Origin of the sequence: Streptomyces sp. NPDC014764 (genome assembly GCF_043082785.1) — a bacterium.
Lineage (GTDB): Bacteria > Actinomycetota > Actinomycetes > Streptomycetales > Streptomycetaceae > Streptomyces > Streptomyces althioticus.
In genome coordinates, this window is sequence record NZ_JBIBXY010000002.1 from 531,285 (window position 1) to 549,928 (window position 18,644).

Genomic DNA, 18,644 nt, shown 5'->3' on the forward strand with positions numbered 1-18,644 from the left:
CCCTTCTCTCAGCCCTTCACCGCGCCGGTGAGGCCGCCGACGATGCGCTTCTCGAAGACCGAGAAGAACACCAGGGCGGGCAGCATGGCGAGCGAGGTGAAGGCGAGCACTTTCGCGGTGTCCGTGGAGTACTGCGAGGAGAACACCTGCACGCCCAGCGGCAGGGTGAAGTTGGCCTGCGAGTTGAGGACGTACAGGGGCAGCAGGTAGTTGTTCCAGCTGCCGACGAAGGCGAGGATGCCGACGGTCACCACGCCGGGCAGCGACAGCGGGATCACCATGCGGAAGAAGAACCCGAGCCGGCTCATCCCGTCGAGCGCGGCGGCCTCCTCGATCTCGTTCGGGATGGCCCGCAGGAACGGCACCAGGATGATGACGGTCGTCGGCAGGCCGAAGGCGATCTGCGGGACGATCACGCCGAGCAGGTTGTCGACGAGGCCCAGGTCCTTGATCACCAGGTACAGCGGGGTGATCGCAATGACCATCGGGAACATCAGGCCCGCCGCGAACAGCGAGTACATGGCGCCCTTGAACCGGAAGTCGTAGCGGGCGATGACGAAGCTGACCATCAGCCCGAGCGCGACGATGCCGGCCGTGCTGGCGAGCGCGACGATCAGGGAGTTGGCGAACTCGCCCCAGAAGACGGACGACTTGAGGACGGCCATGTAGTTGACGCCGACCCAGGGGTCGGGCAGCGCGGCCGGGTCGGTGGTGATCTGGGCGTTGGTGCGGAAGCCCCCGAGCACGATGTACACCACCGGCGCGACGCAGACGCCGACGAGGAGCAGCGCGACGAAGTAGGTGACCGGGCCGCCGTCGCGCCCGGTGGGCTTCCGGGAGATGGTGGTGGTCGCGCTCATCACACGGTCCCTTCCGTGACGGCGCCCCTGAGGTCGCGGCGCAGGACGAAGCGCTGGTAGATCAGCGCGACGACCAGCGAGATCACGAACATCACGACGGCGACGGCGCTTCCGTAGCCGTAGTTGCCCGCGTTGCGGCCCTGGGCGAGCATGTAGATCGCCATGGTGGAGGTCCCGGCGGTGCCCGAGACGTACTGGCCCCAGATGATGTAGACGAGGTCGAACAGCTGCAGCGAGCCGATGATCGACAGGAACGCCCAGATGCGGATCGTCGGTCCCAGCAGCGGCAGGGTGATCCGGCGCTGGATCTGCCAGTAGGAGGCGCCGTCGATCTGCGCGGCCTCGAAGATCTCGTCGGGGATCGACTGCAGGCCGGCCAGCATCAGGATCACCGCGAAGCCGAGGTACTTCCAGGTGATGACGCCCATCAGCGTCCAGATGGCCAGATCCGGGTCGGATATCCAGTCGGCCTCCAGCGAGCCGAGGCCGATCGCTCGCAGCAGGCCGTTGACGGCGCCTTCGCTCTGCAGCATCAGGCTCCAGCCGGTGCCGACGATCACCTCGGAGATGATGTACGGCACGAAGACCAGGACGCGGATCGTGGAGCGGCCGCGTATCCGCCGGTTGAGCAGCAGGGCGAGACCGATGGCCAGCGGTCCCTGGACGACCAGGGACAGCACCAGGATCAGGCCGTTGTGCCACAGGACGTCGTGGAACGCGGGGTCGGTGAGGATCAGCCGGTAGTTGTTCAGGCCGACCCAGTCGGTGGGTTCTCCGTAGCCCTTCCACCGGTAGAACCCGTAGTAGGCGGCGAGCACGACCGGGAAGATCACGAACGCCAGGAACACGATGACCGCCGGTGCGGACAGGACGGCGATCTCCAGTCGCGTCCTGCCCCGGCGGCGTGCGGCCGCGCGCCGCGGGGCGAGGGTGTCGCTCATGTCTGTCCGGTCAGCCCTTCTCCGCCGCGGCCTTGACGTCCTTGACGATGTCGGCCGCGGAGCCCTTGCCGGCCAGCAGGTTCACCACGGCGATGTTCATGGCGTTGCCGACGTTCTGGCCGTACACGGTGTCGAGGAACTGCATGGAGTAGGCGGCCTTGTTGAAGGCCTGCAGCGCCGAGATGTTGTACGGCTCGGTGACGACGTCCTGGGCCGCCTTGTTCACCGGGATGGTGTCGAACGCCTCCGCGTAGGCCACCTGCTGCTCCTTGGTCACCGCGAACTGGAGGAAGCCGAGGGCCGCTTCGGGCGCGTTCTTGGACAGGGAGTAGCCGCCGGCGCCGCCCATGATGGCGGTGGGGTCGCCCTTGCCTCCGGGGACGGCCGGGAAGGCGAACCAGCCGAGGTCGGGGAGCGGCTTCTTGTCCGGGGTCAGGTCGGCGATGACGCCCGGGTTCCAGTTGCCCATGAGCTCCATGCCGGCCCTGTGGTTGGCGATCAGGCCCGCGGACGATCCGGCGCCCTGCTGCGAGGTGGCCGTGAGGAAGCCCTTCTGGAAGGGGTCGGCGCCCAGGAGTTCCGCGAGGTCGTCGCCCGCCTTCGTCCAGCAGGGGTCGTCGAACGTGAGCGACTTGGCCGACTCCTGCATGGTCTCCTGGCTGCACTCGCGCAGGGCGAAGTTGTAGTACCAGTGCGCGGCCGGCCAGGCGTCCTTGGCCCCGACCGCGATGGGCGCGACCTTGATCGCCTTCAGTTTGGCGACGGCGTCCTTCAGCTCGTCCAGGGTCGTCGGCGGCGCGGTGATGCCGGCCTTCTTGAAGAGGTCCTTGCTGTAGTAGATGCCCTCGGGCTGGGTGTCGAGCGGCATCGCGTAGACCTTGCCGTCGATGGAGGCGCCCTCGAGGGCCGCCTCGCCCACGTTGGCCCGGTCGGTGTCGGTGAGCTCCAGCTCCTTGATCTGGCCGGCGTCGACCATGGCCTGCATCTTGCCGCCGCCGCGCTGGAGGAAGACGTCCGGCGCCGAGCCCGAGTTGAGGGCGTTCTGCAGCTTGCCGTCGAGGTCCTCGTTCTGCACGGTCTGGATCTTGATCGTGACGTCGGGGTGCAGCTTGCGGTACTCCTTCGCGGCGTTCTGCCAGAACACCAGGCCGCGTCCCTCCATCGCGTTCGTCCAGACGGTCACCGTGGCCTCGCCGCCGACCGCGCCGTCGTCGCCGCCACCGGCACATCCGGCGGCGGCGAGTGCGAGGCAGCACAGGCCTATCGCGGCAGCCGTCGCGCTGCGGGTCTTCCTCGTCATCGGGCGCTCCTGATCTGTTGACACAAGTGATCCAAACGGTGATTAGTTTGCGCAAACTAACGAGCCATCCGCGAAGTTGGGCAAGGTCTACCGCCGAAAATGTCGGTGGAGCAACAGAAAGTTTTCGCAAGTTGCCCAATCGTTACCGACATAACGACCGCCGTTCGGAGTGCCGAACAAGACGAGGAGAGGCAGGTGCCGTGGGTGCCCGGGAACGCGAAAGGCCGGCACCGCACGCGGGGGCGCGCGGCACCGGCCTCACCGGCGGCCCGAAGGCCGGCCGACGACGGTCAGCCGTATACGGTCAGCGGGCGGAAGCCGTGTGGACGTAGTCCACCAGCCGTGTCAGGGCGTCGGGGTCGGTGGACGGCATGACGCCGTGGCCGAGGTTGAAGACGTGCCCCTCCAGGCCGGCGGCCGAGTCCAGGACCTCCTGGGCCTTGGCCTCGACGGCCTCGCGCCCGGCGAACAGCACGGTCGGGTCCAGGTTGCCCTGGAGCGCCTTGCCGGGGCCGACGCGGCGGACGGCCTCGTCCAGCGGGACGCGCCAGTCGACGCCCACGACGTCCGCGCCGGCCTCGCCCATCAGCCCGAGCAGCTCACCGGTGCCCACGCCGAAGTGGATACGCGGCACCCCGTACCCGGCTACCGCGTCGAACACCTTCGCCGACGCGGGCAGCACCGAGCGGCGGTAGTCGGCGGGGGCCAGGGCGCCGGCCCAGGAGTCGAAGAGCTGCACGGCCGAGACGCCGGCCTCGATCTGCACCTTCAGGAAGGCGGCGGTGATCTCCGCGAGCCGGTCCAGCAGGTCGGCCCACAGCTCGGGATCGCCGTACATCATCGCCTTGGCGTTCTCGTACGTGCGGGACGGGCCGCCCTCGACGAGGTAGCTCGCGAGGGTGAAGGGGGCGCCCGCGAAACCGATCAGCGGGGTGGCGCCCAGCTCCCGCGTCAGCATCCCGATCGCCTCGGTGACGTACGGGACGTCCTCGGGGGCCAGGTCGCGCAGCCGGTCGAGGTCGGCGCGGGTGCGCACCGGCTGCTCGACGACCGGGCCGACGCCCGGCTTGATGTCGAGGTCGATGCCGATGGCCTTGAGGGGCACGACGATGTCGCTGAAGTAGATGGCCGCGTCGACCTGGTGGCGGCGCACCGGCTGGAGCGTGATCTCGGTGACCAGGTCGGGGCGCATGCAGGAGTCGAGCATGCCGATGCCCTCGCGCACCTTGCGGTACTCCGGCAGGGAGCGCCCGGCCTGCCGCATGAACCACACCGGGGTGTGCGGCACCGGCTCACGCCGGCACGCCTTGAGGAAGGCACTGTCGTACGTCGAGGTCGGCTGGCTGCCCGTCGGGCTCACGTTGGCGCTCACACCGGCCAGTCTCGCATGTCACCGGAAGCGTCCCGGCCGCCGGGATGCCGGGTCCCGGGGAGCGGGGGCGCGCGGCGGTGGTGCGGCGTGATCCGGACACCCCCGGACGGCACGGGTGTCCCTCCCTGCACCGACGGCCCGTTCCGCTTAATCTTCCCCGCATGGCTGCGGCTCAGGGACGACTGTCGGACGGCGCTGGCGGAATGGACGAACCGAAGGAGGCAGGGGGCACCACCGGACCCGGGGATACGCCCCCGCTGCCCTTCCGGGCCGCTGTCGACGCGCTGCGCGGCGCGCGGCTGCGACCGCAGATCGAGGTCGATCCCACCCCCGCACCCAAACGCCTCGCGCCGTTCGCGTACGCGCTGGAGGCGGCGGTCGTCGACGGCGAGGACGACCTCGCCGACGGCCGGCTGGTGCTGCTGCACGACCCGGCCGGACACGACGCCTGGCGCGGCACCTTCAGGCTGGTGACCCTGGTCCGCGCGGAGCTGGAGCCGGAGATGGCGGCGGACCCGCTGCTGCCGGACGTGTGCTGGTCGTGGCTGACGGGGGCGCTCACCGCGCGCGGGCTGGCGTTCGGCGAGCCGAGCGGGACGGTGACGCGGGCGAGCTCCCACTACTTCGGCGGGCTGTCCGAGCGGCCGGCCGCCTCGCAGATCGAGATCCGCGCCTCGTGGACCCCGCGGGAGGGACTGGGCGGGGTGCCGGACACCGCGACCCACCTGGTCGCCTGGTGCGATCTGCTCGCGCAGGTGGCGGGCCTGCCGCCGACCGCGCCGGGGGACGCCTCGGTGGTGACGCTGCCTCAGCGTCGGGGGCCGCAGTCGCGCTGAGGTCCGCCGGGTGGTCGAGTTTCGGCCAGTCCCCGCTGTCGCTCTTCGGACGTCCTGCTCGCACCATGGATGCCTTCTCGGCCGTCTCTTTGTCGATACGGCCACATTCGGAAGCGTTTCGCCGCAGACCGAAACCGTTCGATCTTCGAATGATCGATCGTGCGTCCGAATTGCCCGGATTGTTACTCACCAGATCGTGATCATTTCCTAAAGGACATCAGGTTTGCTGCCGAAGACGACTGTGACCTTGAAAGCACGGTTCGTCCCGGCTTCACCCCCACGAGCCGGCCCCGTCCCGCACCCCAGGAGGCCTGGTGTCCGTTCTCCTCGAGCAGCCCTCAAGCCTGGTCGCCTACCGCCCGAACAAGCCGACCGCCATGGTGGTCGTGGCCGACCCCCGCGTCCGTTCCACCGTCACCCGCCATCTGTGGGCGCTCGGTGTGCGCGATGTGATCGAGGCCTCGTCCGTCGCGGAGGCTCGTCCCCGCATCGGCAACCCCCGCGACATCTGCGTCGCCGAAGTCCACCTGCCGGATGGTTCCGGCCTCACCCTCCTCTCCGAGACCCGCGCCGCGGGCTGGCCCAACGGCCTCGCCCTCTCGGCCGCCGACGACATCGGCGCCGTGCGCAACGCCCTCGCCGGCGGCGTGAAGGGCTACGTCGTCACCGGCACCCGCACCAACCTCGGGCTCCCCACCCGTCCCGGTGCGGCCCCCATCGGCGCGGCGGCCGCCCGCCTGCACCGTCGTCCCCCGGGTGCCCCGAGCCACCCGGGTGGCTACCGCGAGCTGTCCGGCCGTGAGGTCGAGGTGCTGCGGCTGGTTGCGGAGGGCCAGTCGAACAAGGCGATCGGCGTCTCGATGGGCCTGTCCGCCCTGACCGTGAAGAGTCACCTCGCCCGCATCGCCCGCAAGCTCGGCACGGGCGACCGCGCCGGGATGGTGGCGGTGGCCCTGCGCACCGGCATCATCCACTGACCCCCTCCCCCTGCCGAACCGTCCCCCTCACCTGCCCCGGCCGTCCTTCCACCCGTCCCGACCGCCCGCTGCCCGCGCCCGCCGATGCCCCCGCGTCGGCGGGCGCCCTCGCGCGCACGTCCGCGCGAAGACGCGCGGCAGCCGGCGGCGGCCTGTTCTCGCTGGTCGGCGCGGTCACCGGGCGGAGGGGAAGGCCGGGTACCGGCCCGTACGGATACTCTTGACAGGTGACCGACGCCCACGACACCGCAGCAGACAGTTCACTGCGCACCACCGGAGGCGCCCCTCCGGACGACGGCGGATCCTCTGCTGAACAGGCGCCGATCCCCCTGCTGGAGCCCCGCGAGGGCATCCCGCCCGTGGTGGCCGACGAGGCCGCACTCGCCGAGGTGGTCGCCGCCTTCGCCGCGGGCCGCGGACCCGTCGCCGTGGACGCCGAGCGCGCTTCGGGCTACCGCTACGGACAGCGCGCCTACCTCGTCCAGCTCCGGCGCGAGGGCGCGGGCACGGCGCTGATCGACCCGGTCGCCTGTCCCGATCTGTCCGCCCTGCACGAGGCGCTGTCCGGTGTGGAGTGGGTGCTGCACGCCGCCACCCAGGACCTGCCCTGCCTGCGCGAAATAGGCATGGCGCCGACGCGGCTCTTCGACACCGAGCTGGCGGGCCGGCTGGCCGGGTTCCCCCGGGTCGGCCTCGGCGCGATGGTGGAGAACGTGCTCGGCTTCCTGCTGGAGAAGGGCCACTCCGCCGTCGACTGGTCCACGCGCCCGCTGCCCGAGCCCTGGCTGCGGTACGCCGCTCTCGACGTGGAGCTGCTGGTGGACCTGAGGGACGCACTGGAGAAGGAGCTGGACCGGCAGGGCAAGCTGGACTGGGCGCGGCAGGAGTTCGACGCGATCGCCTCGGCGCCGCCGCCCGAGCCCCGCAAGGACCCGTGGCGCCGTACGTCCGGCATGCACAAGGTCCGCCGCCGCCGGCAGCTCGCCGTCGTACGGGAGCTGTGGCAGACCCGGGACCGGATCGCCCGGCGGCGTGACGTCTCCCCCGGCAAGGTGCTGCCCGACGCGGCGATCGTCGAGGCCGCCCTCGCCATGCCGTCCAACCCCCATGCCCTGGCCGCGCTGAACGGCTTCGGCCAGCGGGTGGGCCGCCGCCAGCTCGAGCAGTGGCAGGCGGCCGTCGACCGGGCGAAGGCGCTGAGCGAGGACCGGCTGCCACAGCCGGGCCAGCCGGTGACCGGTCCCCCGCCGCCGCGCGCCTGGGCCGACAAGGACCCGGCGGCCGCGGTCCGGCTGTCGGCCGCGCGGGCGGGCGTGACCGCCCTCGCGGAGCGGCTGAACATGCCCGCGGAGAACCTGATCACGCCGGACACCGTGCGCCGGGTCTGCTGGGAGCCGCCGGCCCCGGCCACCTCCGAGACGGTCGCCGCGGCCCTGACGTCCCACGGCGCCCGCGCCTGGCAGGTGGAACAGGTCACCCCGGTCCTGGTGGAGGCCCTGACGGGCTGAGCCCGCCGTCGCGCTCGGCAGACGGTGCGGAGAGCCCTCCGGGCCCCGGCCGGGGCGAGACACGAGGCCCGCAGTGACGTCAGGCGCCGAACGCCCGGTGCCGTGTCACGCCCTCTCCCGGCCGGGCCTCCGTGCCCGTCGCCGTGCGCCGCGAGCCGTGCGTGGGCCGGGCCTCCCTCGCGGCGGGCGCGGTCGCCGGTGTGTCCCGCCCACGCCCCGCCCCCGGCCGTGAGACCGGACGTCCCACCCCCGGCGCGCGTGCCGGGCGGCCGCTTCGCCCCCGTGCCACGATGCAGGCATGCGGGTCGTCGTGGTCGGGGCCGGGCAGGTGGGCGGGACCGTGGTCAAGTCGCTGGCCGAGGCGCACGAGTGCACGGTGATCGATGTCGACCGGACGCGGCTGGAGGCCGTGTCGCACGCGTACGACGTACGGATCGTGCACGGCAGCGGGACCCGGCGGGAGACGCTGCTCGACGGGGGTGTCGCCGACGCCGATCTGGTGATGGCGTGCACCTCACGGGACGAGGTCAATCTCGTCACCGCCATGCTCGCGCGCCGGCTGTCCTCGGCGCGGACGGTCGTGCGGGCCACCGGGACGGACTATCTGGGGGCCTGGCGGGCGGGTGACCTGGACGTGGACCTGCTGGTGTCGACGGCGTTCGAGACGGCGAGCGCGGTCGAACGCGTGCTGCAGGTGCCGGGCGCCCGGCACGTGGACTTCTTCGCCAACGGCGAGGTGGTCGTCCTCGGCGTCGACGTCCGGGGTGCTGCGGCCACGCGGCTCGCCGGCCGGCCGCTGCGCGACGCGGGGCTGCCCGCCGCGTCCCGGGTGGTCGCCGTCGTGCGCGACGGGGACTGGACCGTGCCGGACGCGGACGACGTCGTGCGGGAGGACGACTGGATCATCGCGATGGCGTCCCCCACGGCGGCCCGCGCCTGGAGCCGGGTGGTCACGGGCGCCGATCCCGTCGACGACGTGGTGATCTACGGCGCGGGACGGATGGGCACGGCGGTGGCACGGGTGCTGCTGCACCGCGGCGTCCGGGTGCGGATGGTCGAACCGGAAGCGGAGGTCGCGCACGCGGCGGCCGCCGCTCTGGACCGGGCGCGGGTGTTCCACGCGCGGGGCCTGGACCCGGCGTTCCTGCACCGCGAGCGCATCGGCACCGCGGGCGCGGCGGTGCTGGCGGCGAAGGACGACTCCCGCAATCTGCACGCGGCGGTGCTGACGAAGCTGCACGGGGTGCGGCTGACCCTGACGGTCCTCGACGACCCCGCCGCCGCCGAGGTGTTCGAGGCGGCCGGCACGGACGTGACGATCGACCCGGGTGACGAGACCGCCGAGAAGATGGCCCGCTTCACGTTCGGGGAGCGCACCCACCAGATGGCGATCCTGGGCGACGACCGCTTCGAGGTGCTGGACGTGACCGTGCGGCCGGGCAGCCGGTTCGCGCACCGCCCCGCCGGCACGCTGCCCGGTGCCGCCGTGGGCGCGGTCGTGCGGGACGGCACGGTGCTCTTCCCCGGCGCGGAGGACGAACTGCGGCCCGGCGACCGGGTCGTCGTCCTCACGGAGCCCGACCGCGTCCCCGCGATCGAGCACGACCTGTGAGGCCGCCGCGTCCGGTGCCGCACCGCCGCCGGTGGCTGCCGCGCGGCCGCACCGACGTCGACGTGCGGACCGCGCTGGGAGTGGTCGGCACGCTCCTCGCCTGGTTCGCGCTCGCGTTCCTGCCGCCGGCGGCGGTGGCGCTCGCGGCCGGCGAGCCGCCGTGGCCGTTCCTCGCCGCCGGGGCCGCCGTGGCGCTGACCGGGCTGGTGCTGAGACGGCTGACGGGCCCGCGCCCGCCGCTGGGCGTGCGGGAGGGCTTCCTCGTCGTCGTCGCGGTGTGGCTGCTCGCGCCCGCGTTCGGCGCGGTGCCGTTCCTGCTCGGCGACGTCCCCCAGCTCGACCGTCCGGCCGACGCCTGGTTCGAGGCGATGTCGGGGTTCACCGCGACGGGCGCGACCGTCGTGACGGATCTCGACGCGCTCGGCCCGGACATGCTGTTCTGGCGTCAGCTCTCCCACTGGCTGGGCGGCGCCGGCATCATCGTGCTGGCGCTCGCGGTGCTGCCGCGGCTGCGCATCGGCGGCCGTGAGCTGCTGCGTTCGGAGCTGCCGGGGCCGGTGGAGATCGAGACGCTCGGCGAGACCGTCCGGGGCACGGCCCGGCGGCTGTGGAAGGTGTACCTGGCGGTGACGGCGGCCGGCGTCCTGGCGCTGGCCGCGCTGGGGTGGGCCGGTCTCGACCGGCGGATGGGTCTCTTCGACGCGTTCTCCTACGCGACGTCGGCCGTGTCCCTCGGCGGGTTCGCCCCGCACGACGACTCGGCGCGGGGTCTCGCGCCGGTGACGCAGTGGGTGCTGTGCGGGCTGATGGCGGTGGCGGGGGTGAACCTGCTGCAGCTGTACCGGCTCGCCGCGCTGGGTCAGGTCCGGGCCGCCGCACGGGACGAGGAGCTGAGGCTGTACGCCGTTCTCCTCGTCGTCGCCTCCGGCGTCGTGGCGGTGGAGCTGTGGGCCGCCGGGGACGCGGGCGGGGCCGGCGCCCTGCGGCACGGGGCGTTCCAGGCGGTGTCGGTGATGACCACCACCGGTTTCGCCACGGTCGACTGGGCGGTCTGGGGCACGGTCGCCACGCTGACCCTGCTGACGCTGATGTTCGTCGGGGCGTGCGCCGGGTCGGCGAGCGGTTCGGTCAAGGTCGTCCGCCATCTCGTCGTCCTCCGCTTCACCCGGCGCGAGCTGGAGCAGGTGGTGCACCCGGACGCGGTCCTGCCGGTGCGGGTGAGCGGCCGGGTGATCGGGCCGCAGGTGCTCCGCTCGGTGCTGCTGTTCGCGCTGCTCTATCTGCTCGCCCTGGCGGTCGGCACGTTCTGTCTGGCTCTGGACGCGGGGGCGGAGGCGGGCGGCGCCGGTGTGTTCGCCGCGCTGGGCGCCGCCGCGGCCTGCCTCGGCAATGTCGGCCCCGCCTTCGGCGAGCTGGGCCCGTCCGGCTCGTACGCGCCGTTCGGCGGGGCGTCCAAGGTGGTCCTCGGCGCGCTGATGCTGCTCGGCCGGATCGAGATCGTGCCGCTGGCGGTGCTGCTCCGTCGCGGCTACTGGCGCGCGTGAGCACGCCCCACCGGGTCGCACCCGGCCGTCGCCCCGTGAAGTGAGCTGTTACCGGGGTCACTTGACCTGAATTCCGGCGCACTGTCCGCATGCGTCGCCAGTGATGGGGAATACGCGGAACGGGGCACAGGTCCGCCTCTCGCTCCACGGCGGGGACATGGGTTAGCCTCGTCCCGGCTGCTCTTCCTGCGAAAACGCCCGTACCCCACGTCGGAGGAAGTTTCCTGCGGAGCGGCCTGAACTCCGAACGGAAAATCTCTGACAGGAACAAGGGGCACCATTTCATGGAACCCACCCAGGTCCGCCCGGCCAACCCGCAGCATTCGGACACACTCCCCCACACGTCCGAAAACTACAGGACAGCGACGATCCGCACGCCCGCGATACGTGTGGAGAAATACGGCAACTGGGAAATCGAGTACGAGTTCACACCCGCTGCGGGTGACCACGGCAACCTGCTCGTCGTGTTTTCCTCGGTGGGCTCCAAGTACGGATTCGGCGCCGCCCTTTCGGGCGTCCAGTGCAACGTGCTGAGAATCCGCGACCGGTTCGACGGAGGTCCGTCGTACTACGTGGCGCGGGCCATGGACTTCTCCGTTTCGGACGCGGTCGAGGAACTGATTACCCACTACCGGGAAAAGCTGGGCCTGGCGCGGGAGACGGTGGTTCTCGCCGGTTCCTCGAAGGGCGGCAGCGCCGCCATTTTCTACGCGCTGAAGTACGGCTACCGGCACATCGTCGCCTCCACGCCGCAGTACTTCATCGGCAGCTACTCGCAGGGGCACGGCGTGCTCGGCGAGTGGGTGCTCGGCGAGGGGCAGCCGCAGGAGAACGTGGACCGGCTGGACTCGGTGCTCCCGGAGATGCTGGCCGAGACCACCGACCTGGACCGGAACATCTACCTGTTCTCCTCGACGAAGGACTACCAGTACGAGGAACACGTCGTCCACTTCCTCCCGGCTCTGCGGAAGTACTCCAACTTCAACTTCTTCATGGTGGAATCGCCCGCCCTGGTGAAGCACGCCGAGGTGACGCGGCAGGGCCTCTCGGTGATCCTCAGCGTCATCTACGCGCTGACCGAGGGGACCGTGCCGCGATTCGGCGAGGTGCAGGTCGGCTCCAACGAGGTGGACGGGGACGCCGCCACCGAGCATCTGTCGGACCTGCGGGCGCGGGACACCGCGGCGGGCGTGCTGACGGCCGCGCAGCTCACACCCGAGCAGGCCACGCTGTCCGGGCACGCCTTCCTGCCCGGTGTCTCCGCCGAGCAGGGCGAGGAGGCCGGCGCGCGGGAGACCAAGCAGCTGGTGCTGGTCCGCGACGAGCAGGCGTGGGTGGCGGACGCGAAGACCGTGCCGGTGGACCAGCTGTACCTGAAGTACTTCGACACGCACTTCGCGTCCTACAAGGACGGCGGTTTCACCTGCGAGGCGCGGGAGCTGTTCGACACGCTTCCCGACGGCGTGTACGACGTGTTCGCCCGGGTGACCAGCGAGAGCGAGGACATCGACCGCAGGGTGCCGCTGGTCGCCTTCCGGGCGATCGACCGTCGCGCCGCCTCCGGGGGGCGCGAGGTGGTCCTCAGGGGCGACGCGAAGAGCGTCCGGGTGATCAAGCGCGACCTCACGGCGGCCGGACCCGGCGGGTCGGTGTTCGCGCTGAAGCGGTTCGCGATGGAGGGCTCGAGGCTCCGGGTGTACGGCGTCCTCTTCCTCCCCGGACGGAACGCCGACCGCGCCACCCACTCGACGTACTACCTGACGCTGCGAAGCGCGGACAGCACGCACACCGTCGCGCTCAAGGCGGTGAAGCGGGAGGACAAGGTGCGCCCGCACATGGCGCCGGGCGACTTCGGGTCGTACTCCTTCGGGTACTTCACCTCGGTGGACAAGGAGGGCGTGGACCTCTCCGACGTGCCGCCCGGGACGTACACGGCGGAGATCGCGATGAGCACCGGCGGCGGGCTGTTCGCGCACCAGGCCGGTGAGCTGGAGGTACGGGAGAACCGGGCCTCCTCCGTGGCCCGCCGGATCTCCGGCCGGAACGAGCGGGTCAGCACGCGGGCGCGGCTGCGCCGGGGCCTGCGACGGCGGCTCTGGCGGTCGTAGCACCGCCGTGGACCTCACACGACCGGCTCCCGTCCGCGGGGGCCGGTCGTGTGATGTTCGCCGCTCCGGCCGACGGGGGTGTGCAGTGACGTTACCCGCAAGTAGCATGGGCCGTAAGCAAGCGCTCAGCATCCCGTACCTGGAGGAGAGCCATCGTGCCTCGTACCGTCAGGGACGTCGTCTTCGTCGACGGCGTCCGTACCCCGTTCGGCAAGGCGGGCCCGAAGGGCATCTACCACGAGACCCGCGCCGACGACCTGGTCGTCAAGGCGATCCGGGAGCTGCTGCGCCGCAACCCGGGTCTCGACCCGAAGAAGATCGACGAGGTCGCTGTCGCCGCGACCACGCAGATCGGCGACCAGGGCCTGACCATCGGCCGTACGGCGGGCATTCTCGCCGGCCTGCCCACCTCGGTCCCGGGCTACTCCATCGACCGCATGTGCGCCGGCGCGCTGACCGCCGTCACCACGGTGGCCGGCTCCGTCGCCTTCGGCGCGTACGACGTCGCCATCGCGGGCGGCGTCGAGCACATGGGCCGCCACCCGATGGGCGAGGGTGTGGACCCGAACCCGCGGTTCGTCTCCGAGAAGCTGGTCGACGAGTCCGCCCTGTTCATGGGCATGACCGCGGAGAACCTGCACGACCGCTACCCGAGCATCACCAAGCAGCGCGCCGACGAGTACGCGGTGCGCTCCCAGGAGAAGGCCGCCAAGGCGTACGCCGACGGCAAGATCCAGGCCGACCTGGTGCCGATCTCGGTGCGCCGCACCAACGAAGAGGCCGGCGAGACGGGCTGGGGCCTGGTCACCGCCGACGAGCCGATGCGTCCGGGCACCACTCTGGAGAACCTGGCCGGTCTGAAGACGCCGTTCCGCGTGCACGGCCGGGTCACCGCGGGCAACGCGGCCGGTCTGAACGACGGCGCCACCGCCTCGGTCATCGCCTCCGAGGACTTCGCCCGCGAGAACAACCTCCCGGTGAAGATGCGCCTGGTCTCCTACTCCTTCGCCGGCGTGGAGCCCGAGGTCATGGGCTACGGCCCGATCCCGGCCACGGAGAAGGCCCTCGCGCAGGCGGGCCTGTCCATCGACGACATCGGCCTGTTCGAGATCAACGAGGCCTTCGCCGTCCAGGTCCTCGCGTTCCTGGAGCACTACGGCATCGCCGACGACGACGCCCGCGTCAACCAGTACGGCGGCGCCATCGCGTTCGGCCACCCGCTGGCCTCCTCCGGCGTCCGTCTGATGACGCAGCTGGCCCGCCAGTTCGAGGAGCAGCCGCACGTCCGCTACGGCCTGACCACCATGTGCGTCGGCTTCGGCATGGGCGCGACGGTCATCTGGGAGAACCCGCACTTCGAGGGGGACAAGTGAGCACCACCGCAGAGCTTCTGAAGGGTGCGGCCGAGCTGTTCCCGGGCGAGGTCGTCACGCAGGCGCACGTGCGCCACTTCGACCTGCCGCTGACCGGGTCCGACAGCGGCTCCGCCGCGGGCGGGCGCTTCGCCCTGATCACCCTGGACAACGGCCACGACCACACCAAGCCGACCACCCTCGGCCCGCAGTCGCTGGCGAACATCGACGCCGCGATCGACCAGGTCGAGAAGGAGGCCGCGGACGGCGAGATCGTCGGCGTCGGCGTCACCGGCAAGCCGTTCATCTTCGCGGTCGGCGCCGACCTCAAGGGCGTCGAGCTGCTGAAGCGCCACGAGGACGCGCTGGCCATCGGCAAGGGCGGCCACGACGTCTTCAAGCGGCTGTCGAAGCTGGCCGTGCCGACCTTCGCCTACTACAACGGCGCCTCCATGGGCGGCGGCGTCGAGGTCGGCCTGCACTGCACCTACCGCACGGTGTCCGCGGCGCTGCCCGCGTTCTCCCTGCCCGAGGTCTTCCTCGGCCTGGTGCCCGGCTGGGGCGGCTGCACCCTGCTGCCGAACCTGATCGGCGCGGAGAAGGCCGTCTCGGTGATCATCGAGAACAGCCTCAACCAGAACCGGCAGCTCAAGGGCAAGCAGGTCTACGAACTCGGCATCGCGGACGCGCTGTTCGAGGGCGCGGACTTCCTGGAGCAGTCGCTGATCTGGACCGCGTCCGTCCTCAAGGGCGAGATCACGGTCGAGCGTCCGGCGATCGACCGCGGCGAGGCCTGGGACCAGGCCGTAGCCAAGGGCCGCTTCATCGCCGACTCCAAGGTGCACGGCGCGGCCCCGGCCGCCTACCGCGCCCTGGACATCATCGCCGGGGCCAAGGACGGCGACCTGCAGAAGGGGTACGACGCCGAGGACCAGGCGCTCGCCGACCTGATCATGGGCGGTGAACTGCGTTCCGGCATCTACGCGTTCAACCTGGTGCAGAAGCGGGGCAAGCGTCCCGCGGGCGCCCCGGACAAGAACCTGGCGCGCCCGGTCACCAAGGTCGGCGTCGTCGGCGCCGGTCTGATGGCCTCCCAGCTCGCGCTGCTGTTCCTGCGCCGCCTCGAGGTGCCGGTCGTCCTCACGGACATCGACCAGGAGCGCATCGACAAGGGCGTCGGCTACGTCCACGCCGAGATCGACAAGCTGCTCGGCAAGGGCCGGATCAACCAGGACAAGGCCAACCGCCTCAAGGCCCTGGTCACCGGTGTGCTGGACAAGGCCGAGGGCTTCGCGGACGCCGACTTCATCATCGAGGCCGTCTTCGAGGAGATGGGCGTCAAGCAGCAGGTGTTCGCGGAGGTCGAGGCGGTCGCCCCGGCGCACGCGGTCCTCGCCACCAACACCTCCTCGCTGTCCGTGTCGGAGATGGCGTCGAAGCTGAAGCACCCCGAGCGGGTCGTCGGCTTCCACTTCTTCAACCCGGTCGCCGTGCTGCCGCTCCTGGAGATCGTGCGCGGCGAGCAGACCGACGACGCCTCGCTCGCCACGGCGTTCGGTGTCGCCAAGAAGCTGAAGAAGACCGCGGTGCTGGTGAAGGACGCCCCGGCGTTCGTCGTCAACCGCATCCTGACCCGCTTCATGGGCGAGATCCAGAACGTCATCGACGAGGGCACCCCGGTCGAGGTCGCCGAGAAGGCCGTCGAGCCGCTCGGTCTGCCGATGTCGCCGCTGGTGCTGCTGGAGCTGGTCGGTCCGGCGATCGGCCTGCACGTCTCCGAGACCCTCAACCGGGCGTTCCCGGAGCGGTTCACCGTCTCCCCGAACCTCAAGGCGGTCGTCGAGGCGGGCAAGCGCGGCTTCTACGTCTACTCCGCCGAGAACCCCGCCAAGCCGGAGCTGGACCCGGAGGTCGCCGCGCTGCTGAAGCAGGGCGACACCGTCCTCACGGAGGAGCAGGTCCGCGACCGCGTGCTCGACGCGGTGGCCCAGGAGATCGGGCTGATGCTCGACGAGGGCGTCGTCGCCGAGGCCCAGGACATCGACCTGTGCCTGATCACGGGCGCCGGCTGGCCCTTCCACCTGGGCGGCATCACGCCGTACCTGGACCGCGAGGGCGTCTCCGAGCGGGTGAACGGCAAGCGGTTCCTGGAGCCGGGAGTGGCTTCGGTTCCCGCGTGACGCGGGTGTGACGCGTGAAGGGGGCCTCCGCCTCGGGCGGAGGCCCCCTTCGCTCCCGTCCGTCAGTCGCCGGTGAACGGACGGTGTTCGCACACGTCGCCGCACGCGTGACGCGAGGCGCCGAAGGAGCGGATGGGGCTGTCCTCCGGGATGCCGACGACCGTGAACGTCGTGGAGGCCGGCGCGGACTCCGTGGCCCCGAAGAGGGCAATCGCTTCGACGGTGTGGGTTCCGGGACGCCATGGGTGTCCGTGTTTGAACCACCACTCGCCCTTCTCGTCGACGCCCGTCGCCCCGATGAGCAGGCCGCGCTCCATCAGCACGATCTTCGTGGTTCCGGGCTGGGCCTTGCCGGAGAAACGGACCCGCGGCCCGCTGAGGGTGCCGTCGGACGGCACCGAGACGACGGGCGGAGGCACCTCCGTCCGCACGGTGAACCGCTGTTCCAGGACAGGGGTGCACCCGTCGCTGAGCGCAGACCATCATAGATCGAACATTTGACGACCCTGATGTGACTATCACTTCACGACCCGCCTCTGGTCAGAGCGCGCTCAGACCTCCCGCCACCCCTCCAACGCCAACCCCGCCTCCTCCTTGCGCCGGGTGACACGGAGGGTGGCCGTCGTGGGGTCGAGGGTGGCCGCTACCAGGGTGCCCTGGGCGTCGACCGCCAGGGCGACCTCGGCCGTGGACGGGAGGGGCGGGCCGGACTCGGTCCACCAGGCGCCCGCCTGTTCCTGCTCCGTCGGGTATGCCGCGAACGCCACCCGGCCGCTCGCCGAGCGTTGCGCCACCACCGTGCAGTCGTGCCCGTCTATCACGCAGCGCACCGCCGCGACCGGACCCGGGCCCGCCGCCGGGAGCAGCGGCACCGGCTTGCCTCCGGGGCGCCAGGCGCACAACTCCCCGTCCTGGTCGGTGAAGAAGAGGGTGGTCCGCTCGGCGGACGTGCGCAGCACGCGCAGGGTGCCGGGGCGGGCGGCGACCTCCGCCGTCTCGTCCCGCGTGGGCGTCCTGCCGGGCTCCTCCTGACGCCAGTGCAGGATCCGGTCCGGCGTCGACGCGTAGGCCTCGACCAGGCCCGACTCCCGGCTCGCGGCCACGAGTTGTTCATGGACGCCGGAGCCCTTCAGGTCCCGCCAGGGGTACCAGCCGCCCCGCTCCTTCTGCACCAGCAGGCTGACCCCGCCGCCCGCGTTGCGCACGAAGACGTACGCGCGCCTGCGGTCGTCCACGGCCACGGCGGGCGTGCCCGTGCGGTCTCCCTTGCCGTTGGGGTGGCCGACCGGGGACCAGTCGAGCGGGGCGAGCAGCGGGCGGAAGTGCGTGCAGTGCACCAGCCGGGACTCCCCCGGCCCTGCCTGCCGCCACGCGGCCAGATGCGCGTACCCGTCCACGCCCTGTCCCACGGCCGCGGGTCCCTGCTGGAGCCCCAGGTCGCCGCCGGCCCGGCGCAAGGACTCCCAAGGGCCGCCGGGCGCTGTTTCCGCGCGGCACAGGACGGCGTCGTCCGATTTCAGATAGACGGTGAGGCGGCCGTCGCGGCCGCGGAGAAGCCAGTCGCCGTTCACCTGTTCACCTTACGCACTGCGGTCCGTGCCGTGGGCGCGGGGATCCCGTCGTACGGCCTCCCCCAGGGGGGATTGCCCGGTCTTGCGTGGGACCCTGACCGTATGGAAGAGGCCGGTTCCCTGCTCGTGATCGTCGACGCCGCGAACGTCGTGGGGTCGGTGCCCGACGGGTGGTGGCGGGACCGCCGGGGCGCCGCCGAGCGGCTGCGGGACCGGCTGGCCGCCGGCGGGCTGCCCCACCTGACGGGCCCGGTGGAGATCGTCCTCGTGGTGGAGGGCGCCGCCCGGGGCGTTGAGTCCGTGCCCGGCGTACGGGTCGACCCGGCCACCGGCAGCGGGGACGACCGGATGGTGGACCTGGTGGCGGAGGCGGGCGGGCGGCCGGTCCTGGTGGTGACGGCCGACCGGGAGCTGCGGCGCAGGGTGACGGAACTGGGGGCGGAGGTCGCGGGGCCGCGCTCGGTGCCCCGGTGAGACGCGCGT

The 18,644-nt window shown here is 71.6% G+C and carries 15 protein-coding genes; 9 read left to right on the top strand and 6 right to left on the bottom strand.

The annotated features are described in order from the left end of the window. Positions 1-8: 8 nt before the first annotated feature. The 4 genes from ACF1AG_RS07490 to hemE all read right to left on the bottom strand — a co-directional run bounded on the left by ACF1AG_RS07490 (position 9) and on the right by hemE (position 4,473). Positions 9-860 carry a carbohydrate ABC transporter permease gene (locus tag ACF1AG_RS07490; RefSeq protein ID WP_359601390.1) on the bottom strand — a complete coding sequence of 284 codons (852 nt, stop codon included), beginning with the start codon at positions 858-860 and terminating at the stop codon, positions 9-11. Further along, positions 860-1,801 (bottom strand): sugar ABC transporter permease, encoded by a 942-nt coding sequence (locus ACF1AG_RS07495; protein WP_359601389.1) that lies wholly within the window; start codon positions 1,799-1,801, stop codon positions 860-862. The genes ACF1AG_RS07490 and ACF1AG_RS07495 overlap by 1 nt, the downstream gene beginning before the upstream one ends. A gap of 10 nt (positions 1,802-1,811) precedes the next feature. Beyond that, positions 1,812-3,101, bottom strand: a complete 1,290-nt coding sequence (locus tag ACF1AG_RS07500) for an extracellular solute-binding protein (RefSeq protein ID WP_359601388.1) — start codon at positions 3,099-3,101, stop codon at positions 1,812-1,814. A 304-nt stretch (positions 3,102-3,405) separates the two neighbouring features. Then, a complete protein-coding gene (hemE, locus tag ACF1AG_RS07505) occupies positions 3,406-4,473 on the bottom strand; it encodes a uroporphyrinogen decarboxylase (RefSeq protein ID WP_359601387.1) in 1,068 nt (355 codons plus the stop codon). 161 nt (positions 4,474-4,634) lie between these two features. On the opposite strand from hemE, the gene ACF1AG_RS07510 reads away from it, so the two are divergent. The 8 genes from ACF1AG_RS07510 (at position 4,635) to ACF1AG_RS07545 (ending at position 16,590) form a co-directional block, all read left to right on the top strand. Further along, positions 4,635-5,309 (top strand): DUF3000 domain-containing protein, encoded by a 675-nt coding sequence (locus tag ACF1AG_RS07510; RefSeq protein ID WP_359601386.1) that lies wholly within the window; start codon positions 4,635-4,637, stop codon positions 5,307-5,309. Between the two features lie 314 nt (positions 5,310-5,623). Further along, positions 5,624-6,286 (top strand): response regulator transcription factor, encoded by a 663-nt coding sequence (locus tag ACF1AG_RS07515; protein ID WP_006130493.1) that lies wholly within the window; start codon positions 5,624-5,626, stop codon positions 6,284-6,286. Positions 6,287-6,513: 227 nt separating this feature from the next. Next, complete coding sequence (locus ACF1AG_RS07520) at positions 6,514-7,794, top strand: ribonuclease D (protein ID WP_359601385.1); 1,281 nt, start codon at positions 6,514-6,516, stop codon at positions 7,792-7,794. Between the two features lie 298 nt (positions 7,795-8,092). Beyond that, positions 8,093-9,406 (top strand): Trk system potassium transporter TrkA, encoded by a 1,314-nt coding sequence (trkA, locus tag ACF1AG_RS07525; protein WP_391809461.1) that lies wholly within the window; start codon positions 8,093-8,095, stop codon positions 9,404-9,406. A gap of 14 nt (positions 9,407-9,420) precedes the next feature. Further along, the gene (locus ACF1AG_RS07530; RefSeq protein ID WP_359601383.1) at positions 9,421-10,950 is read left to right on the top strand and encodes a TrkH family potassium uptake protein; all 1,530 of its coding nucleotides are present in this window, start codon (positions 9,421-9,423) and stop codon (positions 10,948-10,950) included. 284 nt (positions 10,951-11,234) lie between these two features. Continuing rightward, entirely contained in the window at positions 11,235-13,058 is a 1,824-nt protein-coding gene (locus tag ACF1AG_RS07535; protein ID WP_391809462.1) for a hypothetical protein, read from the top strand. Positions 13,059-13,213: 155 nt separating this feature from the next. After that, positions 13,214-14,431, top strand: a complete 1,218-nt coding sequence (locus tag ACF1AG_RS07540; RefSeq protein WP_359601381.1) for an acetyl-CoA C-acyltransferase — start codon at positions 13,214-13,216, stop codon at positions 14,429-14,431. Further along, positions 14,428-16,590 carry a 3-hydroxyacyl-CoA dehydrogenase NAD-binding domain-containing protein gene (locus ACF1AG_RS07545; RefSeq protein WP_359601380.1) on the top strand — a complete coding sequence of 721 codons (2,163 nt, stop codon included), beginning with the start codon at positions 14,428-14,430 and terminating at the stop codon, positions 16,588-16,590. Before ACF1AG_RS07540 ends, ACF1AG_RS07545 begins: the two co-directional genes overlap by 4 nt. A gap of 62 nt (positions 16,591-16,652) precedes the next feature. On the opposite strand, the gene ACF1AG_RS07550 is transcribed toward ACF1AG_RS07545, so the two are convergent. After that, positions 16,653-17,021 (bottom strand): hypothetical protein, encoded by a 369-nt coding sequence (locus tag ACF1AG_RS07550; protein WP_391809463.1) that lies wholly within the window; start codon positions 17,019-17,021, stop codon positions 16,653-16,655. A 120-nt stretch (positions 17,022-17,141) separates the two neighbouring features. Beyond that, entirely contained in the window at positions 17,142-18,161 is a 1,020-nt protein-coding gene (locus tag ACF1AG_RS07555; RefSeq protein WP_391809464.1) for a hypothetical protein, read from the bottom strand. Between the two features lie 102 nt (positions 18,162-18,263). On the opposite strand from ACF1AG_RS07555, the gene ACF1AG_RS07560 reads away from it, so the two are divergent. Next, a complete protein-coding gene (locus tag ACF1AG_RS07560; RefSeq protein WP_359601377.1) occupies positions 18,264-18,635 on the top strand; it encodes an NTP pyrophosphohydrolase in 372 nt (123 codons plus the stop codon). Positions 18,636-18,644 lie beyond the last annotated feature (9 nt).

Bases quoted from the DNA above. Each gene is read 5' to 3' on its own strand.
- ACF1AG_RS07490 (WP_359601390.1), bottom strand. From the start codon at position 860: ATGAGCGCGACCACCACCATCTCCCGGAAGCCCACCGGGCGCGACGGC.
- ACF1AG_RS07495 (WP_359601389.1), bottom strand. From the start codon at position 1,801: ATGAGCGACACCCTCGCCCCGCGGCGCGCGGCCGCACGCCGCCGGGGC.
- ACF1AG_RS07500 (WP_359601388.1), bottom strand. From the start codon at position 3,101: ATGACGAGGAAGACCCGCAGCGCGACGGCTGCCGCGATAGGCCTGTGC.
- ACF1AG_RS07510 (WP_359601386.1), top strand. From the start codon at position 4,635: ATGGCTGCGGCTCAGGGACGACTGTCGGACGGCGCTGGCGGAATGGAC.
- trkA (WP_391809461.1), top strand. From the start codon at position 8,093: ATGCGGGTCGTCGTGGTCGGGGCCGGGCAGGTGGGCGGGACCGTGGTC.
- ACF1AG_RS07535 (WP_391809462.1), top strand. From the start codon at position 11,235: ATGGAACCCACCCAGGTCCGCCCGGCCAACCCGCAGCATTCGGACACA.
- ACF1AG_RS07560 (WP_359601377.1), top strand. From the start codon at position 18,264: ATGGAAGAGGCCGGTTCCCTGCTCGTGATCGTCGACGCCGCGAACGTC.